The 7,241-nt window shown below is 70.4% G+C and carries 5 protein-coding genes (1 of these 5 cut by a window edge); 3 read left to right on the forward strand and 2 right to left on the reverse strand.

Going from position 1 to position 7,241, the window contains the following annotated elements; genetic code table 11:
• The first annotated feature begins 20 nt into the window (after nucleotides 1-20).
• Nucleotides 21-1,994, forward strand: coding sequence for an acetoacetate--CoA ligase (locus OHS16_RS27430; protein WP_328539918.1), 1,974 nt, complete (start codon nucleotides 21-23; stop codon nucleotides 1,992-1,994).
• Nucleotides 1,995-2,006: 12 nt separating this feature from the next.
• Here OHS16_RS27430 and OHS16_RS27435 read toward each other — a convergent pair whose 3' ends face one another.
• Complete coding sequence (locus OHS16_RS27435) at nucleotides 2,007-3,326, reverse strand: aminotransferase class I/II-fold pyridoxal phosphate-dependent enzyme (protein WP_328539919.1); 1,320 nt, start codon at nucleotides 3,324-3,326, stop codon at nucleotides 2,007-2,009.
• Nucleotides 3,327-3,437: 111 nt separating this feature from the next.
• Here OHS16_RS27435 and OHS16_RS27440 point away from each other — a divergent pair, with 111 nt between their 5' ends.
• The gene (locus tag OHS16_RS27440; RefSeq protein WP_328539920.1) at nucleotides 3,438-4,646 is read left to right on the forward strand and encodes an MFS transporter; all 1,209 of its coding nucleotides are present in this window, start codon (nucleotides 3,438-3,440) and stop codon (nucleotides 4,644-4,646) included.
• Nucleotides 4,647-4,668: 22 nt separating this feature from the next.
• A complete protein-coding gene (locus tag OHS16_RS27445; RefSeq protein WP_328539921.1) occupies nucleotides 4,669-5,550 on the forward strand; it encodes a hypothetical protein in 882 nt (293 codons plus the stop codon).
• Between the two features lie 83 nt (nucleotides 5,551-5,633).
• Here OHS16_RS27445 and ptsP read toward each other — a convergent pair whose 3' ends face one another.
• Nucleotides 5,634-7,241: the 3' portion of a phosphoenolpyruvate--protein phosphotransferase gene (gene ptsP / locus OHS16_RS27450; protein WP_328539922.1), read on the reverse strand. Its footprint extends 63 nt past the window's final position; 1,608 of the gene's 1,671 nt are visible here — the last part of the coding sequence; its start codon lies beyond the right edge, outside the window — the gene reads right to left on this strand; it ends in the stop codon at nucleotides 5,634-5,636.

The following is a 7,241-nucleotide window of genomic DNA, read 5'->3' on the forward strand; positions in this document are numbered from 1 at the left end:
TACAGCCCGGGAGCCGCCCCATGAACCCATCGAACGCCGCACCGCTCTGGCAGCCGAGCCGCCAGCGCATCGACAGCGCCAGGATCACCCGCTTCCAGGCGTGGGCGGCCGAGCGCTACGGCGCTCCCGCCGACGGCGGTTACGCCGCGCTGCACCGCTGGTCGGTCGATGAGCTCGACTCCTTCTGGAAGGCGGTCGCCGACTGGTTCGACGTACGCTTCTCGGCCCCGTACGAGACCGTCATCGCCGACCGGTCCATGCCGGGGGCGCGGTGGTTTCCCGGTGCCACGCTCAACTACGCGGAACACGCACTGCGCGCCGCGGAAGACCCGGACCGTGCGAGCGGGCCCGCTCTGCTGCACGTGGACGAGACCCATGACCCGCAGCCGGTCAGCTGGTCCGAACTGCGCCGCCAGGTCGGAGCACTCGCGGCCCGGCTCCGGGAGCTGGGCGTACGCCCGGGGGACCGGGTCAGCGGATATCTTCCGAACGTCCCGCAGGCGGTCACCGCGCTGCTCGCCACAGCGGCCGTAGGCGGAGTCTGGACCTCCTGCGCCCCCGATTTCGGTGCCCGCAGCGTTCTCGACCGTTTCCAGCAGGTCGAGCCGGTCATCCTGTTCGCGGCCGACGGCTACCGGTACGGCGGCAAGTCCCACGACCGCACCGGGACCGTCGCGGAACTCCGCCGCGAACTGCCCACAGTGCGCGCTGTGGTCCATGTCCCGCTGCTCGGCACACCAACTCCCGAAGGCGCCCTCGACTGGTCCGCCGTCACATCGGGAAGCACCGAACCGGTCTTCGAGCAGGTCCCGTTCGACCACCCTCTGTGGGTGCTGTACTCCTCCGGCACCACCGGCCTGCCGAAAGCCATCGTGCAGTCCCAGGGCGGCATCCTGGTCGAGCACCTCAAGCAGCTCGGTCTGCACTGCGACCTGGGGCCGGGCGACCGCTTCTTCTGGTACACCTCCACCGGCTGGATGATGTGGAACTTCCTCGTCTCCGGCCTGCTCACCGGCACCACGATCGTCCTGTACGACGGCAGCCCGGGTTTCCCGGACACCGGAGCACAGTGGCGGATCGCCGAACGCACCGGCGCCACACTGTTCGGCACATCGGCCGCCTTCGTCATGGCCTGCCGCAAGGCCGATCTGCACCCGGCCCGCGATTACGACCTGTCCAAGGTCACCTGCATCGCGACGACCGGTTCCCCGCTGCCGCCCGACGGCTTCCGCTGGCTGCACGAAGCGGCCGGCGAAGATGTCTGGATCGCCTCGGTCAGCGGCGGTACGGACGTCTGCAGCTGCTTCGCCGGTGCGGTGCCCACGCTGCCGGTCCATATCGGTGAACTCCAGGCTCCCTGCCTCGGCACGGACCTCCAGGCCTGGGACCCACAGGGTGAACCGCTCGTCGGTGAGGTCGGAGAACTGGTCGTCACCAACCCGATGCCCTCCATGCCGATCCGCTTCTGGAACGACCCTGACGGCAGCCGCTACCACGACAGTTACTTCGACACCTATCCCGGAGTCTGGCGCCACGGGGACTGGATCACCCTCACCGACCACGGCTCCGTGATCATCCATGGCCGCTCGGACTCCACGCTCAACCGGCAGGGCGTTCGCATGGGTTCCGCCGATATCTACGAGGCGGTCGAGCGGCTGCCCGAGATCAGGGAGTCCCTGGTCATCGGCGTCGAAGAGCCTGAGGGCGGCTACTGGATGCCGCTCTTCGTCCATCTCGCCCAGGGGGCTGTGCTGGACGACACCCTGCGCAAGCGCATCAAGGAGACGATCCGCGAACAGCTCTCCCCGCGCCATGTGCCCGACGACATCATCGAAGTCCCCGCGGTCCCGCACACCCTCACCGGCAAGCGCATCGAAGTCCCCGTGAAACGCCTGCTCCAGGGCGCGGCACTCGACAAGGCGGTCAACCCCGGCTCGGTCGACGATCTCGGGCTGCTGACCTTCTACGAGGAGCTCGCCCGCACCCGGCGGTGAGCTCCTCCGCCCCTACCCCCCGTACATGGCCTCGGACTCGCCCAGCACCTGAGCGAAGTCCGATGCCAGTACCGCGGCGCCGGCCGGCTCGAGTCCGGCTGTGGTGATCCGCACCGCCGGCGGCGTGGCGATCCGGAACCTGGCCCCCGCGGCGATCCACCACCCCCGGGAACGCAGGCCGTTGACCACGGCCGACTCGTCGCGGACCGGCACCCAGACATTGAGCCCACTCGCTCCGTGCCCGGTGATCCCATGTCGTCCGAGCTGCGCGATCAGCTCCTGCCGGCGTTCCCGGTAGGTCTGTTGGGCCTGGCTGACCAGTGCGCGGACCGCATCGTCCGACATCGCCACGGCGACCGTCTCCTGGAGGAGATGACTGACCCACCCGGACGTCAGCAGCATCCGGCCGTCGTGCCGGGCCAGCGTGGTCGGATCGCACGAGAGCGCGGCCCAGCGCAGGTCGATGCCGAGGTGCTTCGACACGGTCCGCACCTGCGCCCACCGGGGCAGTCCGCCCGCCGCCAGCGAATGGGCGGGCGCGCCCGCGATATCCGCATTGTGGTCGTCCTCCACCACCAGGACATCGGGGAAGCCCGCCAGCACTGCCATCAGATCCTCGCGGCGCGCCGCTGAGAAGCATCCGCCGCGCGGGCTCTGTCCTCGCGGACTGCACACCAGGGCTCTGGCCCCGGTGCGCAGAGCGGCCCGCAACGCATCCGGCCTGATGCCCTCGTCGTCCACCGCCACCGGCGCCATCCGCAGTCCGAGCGCCGGCACAAGGTCCAGCAGATGATGGAATCCGGGGTCCTCCACCGCCACCGCGTCGCCCGGCTTCAACTCGGCCGACAGCAGCCGGGCCATACAGTCCAGCGCGCCGTGCGCGAACGTCACGTGTTCGCACGGCACGCCGTCCCGTGCGAACCACTGCCGGGCGAGCTCCTCCAGACGGGGCAGCCGCGGTGAGGCGCGGTGCGAACCGTTGACGGGATCCACCCGTCCCGGCGGCAGCAGCACGGGCAGCAGCGCGGGATCCGGATGACCGCCCGCCAGGTCTCGGACCCCCGACGGCACCCTCGGCGGCCGCCGCGAGCCGACGGCCGGTGCCTGTGCCACCACCGTGCCGCCCCTGCCCCGCGTCACCACGATGCCCCGCCGGCGCAGTTCCCGGTACGCCGTCGCGACGGTGCCGGGGCTGACGCCCAGCTCGTCGGCGAGCCGCCGTACTGGAGGAAGCGCGTCGCCCGGGGCCAAGCCGCCTTCGGACACGGCGTGTTCGACCGAAGAAGAGATTCCCCTGGCAGTGGTACCACTGAGCGCATATTGTGTTGCCACGTAAACAAATATGTACCAGTACATAATGTGTGTCAAGGGGGAACAGTGAGTCCGAGCCTTCGCCGAGCCGCACTGTACGAACGCATCCCCGGCGGCCGCGACGGTCGCCGCATGCTCTGGATCGCCCTCGTCAACAAGACCGGGACCGGACTGTGGATGGGGGTGGCCGCGCTCTACTTCACCCTGATCGCCGGCCTGCCCTTCGCCGAGGTCGGCGTCCTCATGGGCGTCTCGGGCGCCGCGGGCATCGCCGGTTCACCGCTCGCCGGCCGGATCGCCGACCGCTTCCCCCTCACGCGCATCCTGATCGCCGCGCAGCTGCAGCAGGCCGTAGCCCTGCTCGCGCTTCTCACCACACATGACTTCACCCTGCTGCTGATCTACTCCGCGGTCGGCAGCCTCGCCGACCGCGGATCCAATGTCCTCACCAAGCTCTACGCGGCCCGCATCAGCGGAGCGGAGCGGGTCAGGTACCAGGCAGTCCAGCGCACCGTCTCCAACGCGGGCTGGGCCATCGGCGGTCTCGCGGCCGCCGGCGCCCTCGCGGTCGGCACCACGCACGCCTACCGGCTCCTGCTGATCGGCAACGCGCTGTCCTACCTCGTCATGACGGCCCTCACCCTCCGGTGCACGGAACCGCCGTCGCCCTCGCGGGTCGTGGCCGGTTCGAAGGATCCGGAACCCGATGGCCTTCCGTCGAACCCATGGCGCGACCGGACCTACCTGCTGTTCACCGCGACCGAGACCATGCTCTATCTGGACGACGCCGTCCTCCAGGTCGGCATGCCGCTGTGGCTCGTGCACGCCACCGAAGCCCCGCACGGTCTCGCCCCGCTGCTTCTGGTCCTCAACTGCGTTCTGGTCGTCTTCTGCCAGGTACCGCTCGCCCGCCTGGCTCCCACCGCCGGCAGGGCCCGCGCCCTGCTGATACCGCTGGCGGCCTGCTTCGTCGCCGGCTGTCTGGCGATGAGCGTGTCGGTGCGCGGAGGCCCTCTGGCGGCGGCCGCCGCCCTGGTGTGCGCGACCATCGCCCTCACCTTCGCGGAGATGCTGCATGCGACCGCGTCCTGGGAGCTGTCCCTGTCACTCGCCGCGGACGACGCCCAGGGCGCGTACCTCGGGGTGCACGGCCTTTCCTCCGCGGCGCAGCGCAGCGGAGGGCCTCTGCTCGTCACGGCGGTCATCGCAGCCGGCGCACCGGCCTGGCCACTGCTGGGTCTGCTCGTCATCGCCACCTGCGCGGCCCAGAGCAGACTCGTACGCCACGGGCTGCCCCGGGCGGCGTTGTCAGACCCGCCGATTACTCTGAGTGAGCATTGATCAGTCGCGCTCAGGGGGAGTCATGGCGCAAAGCAACCGGACCAGGTCCATGCGGCGAACACTGCGCCGCGAAGTACCGAGCACCGTGGGTCTGCTGGCCGACGAGCAGGACTTCGCGACGATGCGGCGCTATCGCAGTTTCACTTTCGACGACCACACGTCCTATCTCCAGCAGGTCGAGGGCCTGCTGCGGGACCTGACCTCACAAGGGGTGCACGCGACCGTCGCGCTGTTCGACCCGGAGGATTTCGAGGAGTTCTGCGAGTCCGCCGGCCTCGACCCGGACTCCGCGGACAGCCGTACACGGTTCACCGCCAAGATCGCCGGCAGCCGGGCGACCGTGACCTACACCGGACAGCCGATCGAAGGCATCGTTCCGCTGCTCATCAACGAGGCGGTCAGCCAGGCCACTTGGGAGTACGCCACGATGGTGCTCGCCGAGTCGGGCAGCTGCTCGGACTGCGGTGAGGACATCGGCCGTACATCCTTCGACCGGGCCTCCCGCACGCTCAAGGCGCTGCTGGACCGCGCCGGACCCGGCACCCACCATCTGGTCTGCAGCATCCCCACGGACGTGGATCTGTTGCTGTGCGTGCTGCACGCGGAGAGCGGGAAGGGCGCCGCCCGGCTCGACCGTGCGGAAGGCGCTGCCTTCGTCACCGTGCTCGCGGCGGGCATCGCCCTGAACAGTCCCGGCGGCGTGGTCATGCGGACGGCGTCCCCGGCGGGAAAGGAAAGGGTCAGGGGCTGGCGTCTGCAGCGGGGGCGGCTCGCCCCGCTCACCGCCGGCGAAGTGTTCAGTGCCTACTGCACAGACGCGCAGACCGGTGAACCGGTGTCGCCCGAGCCCGGCGTCGAGTACTGCGCCGGCTTCGACGTCCCCGAGGCGGACACACCGCACTGAAGAAGCGGAAGGGGTCTCCCGCCGGATTCCGGCGGGAGACCCCTGGACACACGCTGGTCAGCGGCTGGTTGCCCCAGTCGCTGCTACTCGCCGGACAGAACCGCCTGAGCGGCGACGCGCGCCTCCTCGGCGGAGTCCGCCGCCCGGGCCGCGGCCGCGGCACGCTCGCACTGCGCCAGCGTGTGCTTCGCCAGCGTCGTGCGGACATAGGGAATCGATGCCGCACCCATGGAAAGGCTGGTCACACCGAGCCCGGTCAGTACACACGCCAGCAACGGATCGGAGGCCGCCTCCCCACAGACACCACAGCTCTTGCCCTCAGCCCTGGCGGCCTCGGCGGACAGCGCCACCAGGTCCAGCAGCGCGGGCTGCCACGGGTCCTGGAGCCGGGACACCGCGCCGACCTGCCGGTCCGCCGCAAAGGTGTACTGGGCCAGGTCATTGGTGCCGAGCGACAGGAACTCCACTTCCTGCAGGATCGAGCGTGCCCGCAGCGCGGCGGACGGGATCTCCACCATCGCGCCGAACTTGGCCCGCAGCCCGGCCTCCCGGCACGCGTCGGCAAAAGCCTTGGCGTCGATCCGGTCGGCCACCATCGGCGCCATGACCTCGAGATACACCGGCAGCCCTTCGGCCGCCCTGGCCAGCGCGGTCAGCTGCGAGCGCAGTACGTCCGGGTGGTCGAGCAGCGTACGGAGTCCGCGCACGCCGAGAGCGGGGTTCGGTTCGTCGGCCGGAGTGAGGAAGTCCAGCGGCTTGTCGGCGCCGGCATCCAGCACCCGAACCACCACCCGGCCCTCGGGGAAGGCTTCGAGCACCTTGCGGTAGGCGTCGAACTGCTTCTCCTCCGAAGGCGCCTTGGCGGAGTCGTCGAGGAACAGGAACTCGGTTCGGAACAGCCCGACGCCCTCGGCGCCCGCTTCGAGAGCCGCGGGCACATCGCCGGGGCCGCCGACGTTGGCGAGCAGCGGCACCTTGTGTCCGTCGGACGTCGCGCCGGGGCCGGTCGAAGCGGACAGTGCCGCCTTGCGTGCGGCAGCCGCGCCCTCGAGGGCGGCACGCCTCTCGGCACTGGGCTCGACGAAGATCTCGCCGGTGCTGCCGTCCACCGCGACAACCGTGCCCTCGGCCAGTTCACCGGCACCGGGCAGCGCGACCACGGCCGGAACACCCAGGGCCCGGGCCAGGATCGCGCTGTGACTGGTCGGTCCGCCCTCCTCGGTGACGAAACCGAGAACCAGTGCCGGGTCGAGCAGCGCTGTGTCCGCGGGGGCGAGATCCCGCGCGATCAGTACATAGGGCTGGTCGCTGTCCGGCACTCCAGGCATCGGAACGCCCAGTAGCCGGGCGACGATACGATTCCGCACGTCGTCCAGGTCAGCGACCCGTCCGGCCAGATACTCGCCGGCCCCGGCGAGCAGCGCGCGGTAGGAGGCGAACGCGTCGTACACGCCGCGCTCGGCGGAACTGCCGACGGCGATGCGCCGGTCGACGTCCGCCATGAGTTCCGGGTCCTGGGCCATCATGGCCTGGGCTTCGAGTACATGCTGTGCCTCGCCACCGGCCAGGTTGCCGCGCGCGATCAGATCGGCCGCCACAGCCTCCACGGCCTGCCGGGCGCGCCCCTGTTCGCGCTCCGCGTCCTCAGCCGGAATCTGCTTGGCCGGCGGCTCCAGGACCGCCGTGCCCAT

The organism is Streptomyces sp. NBC_00344 (assembly GCF_036088315.1).
In the GTDB taxonomy this organism is placed as follows: domain Bacteria; phylum Actinomycetota; class Actinomycetes; order Streptomycetales; family Streptomycetaceae; genus Streptomyces.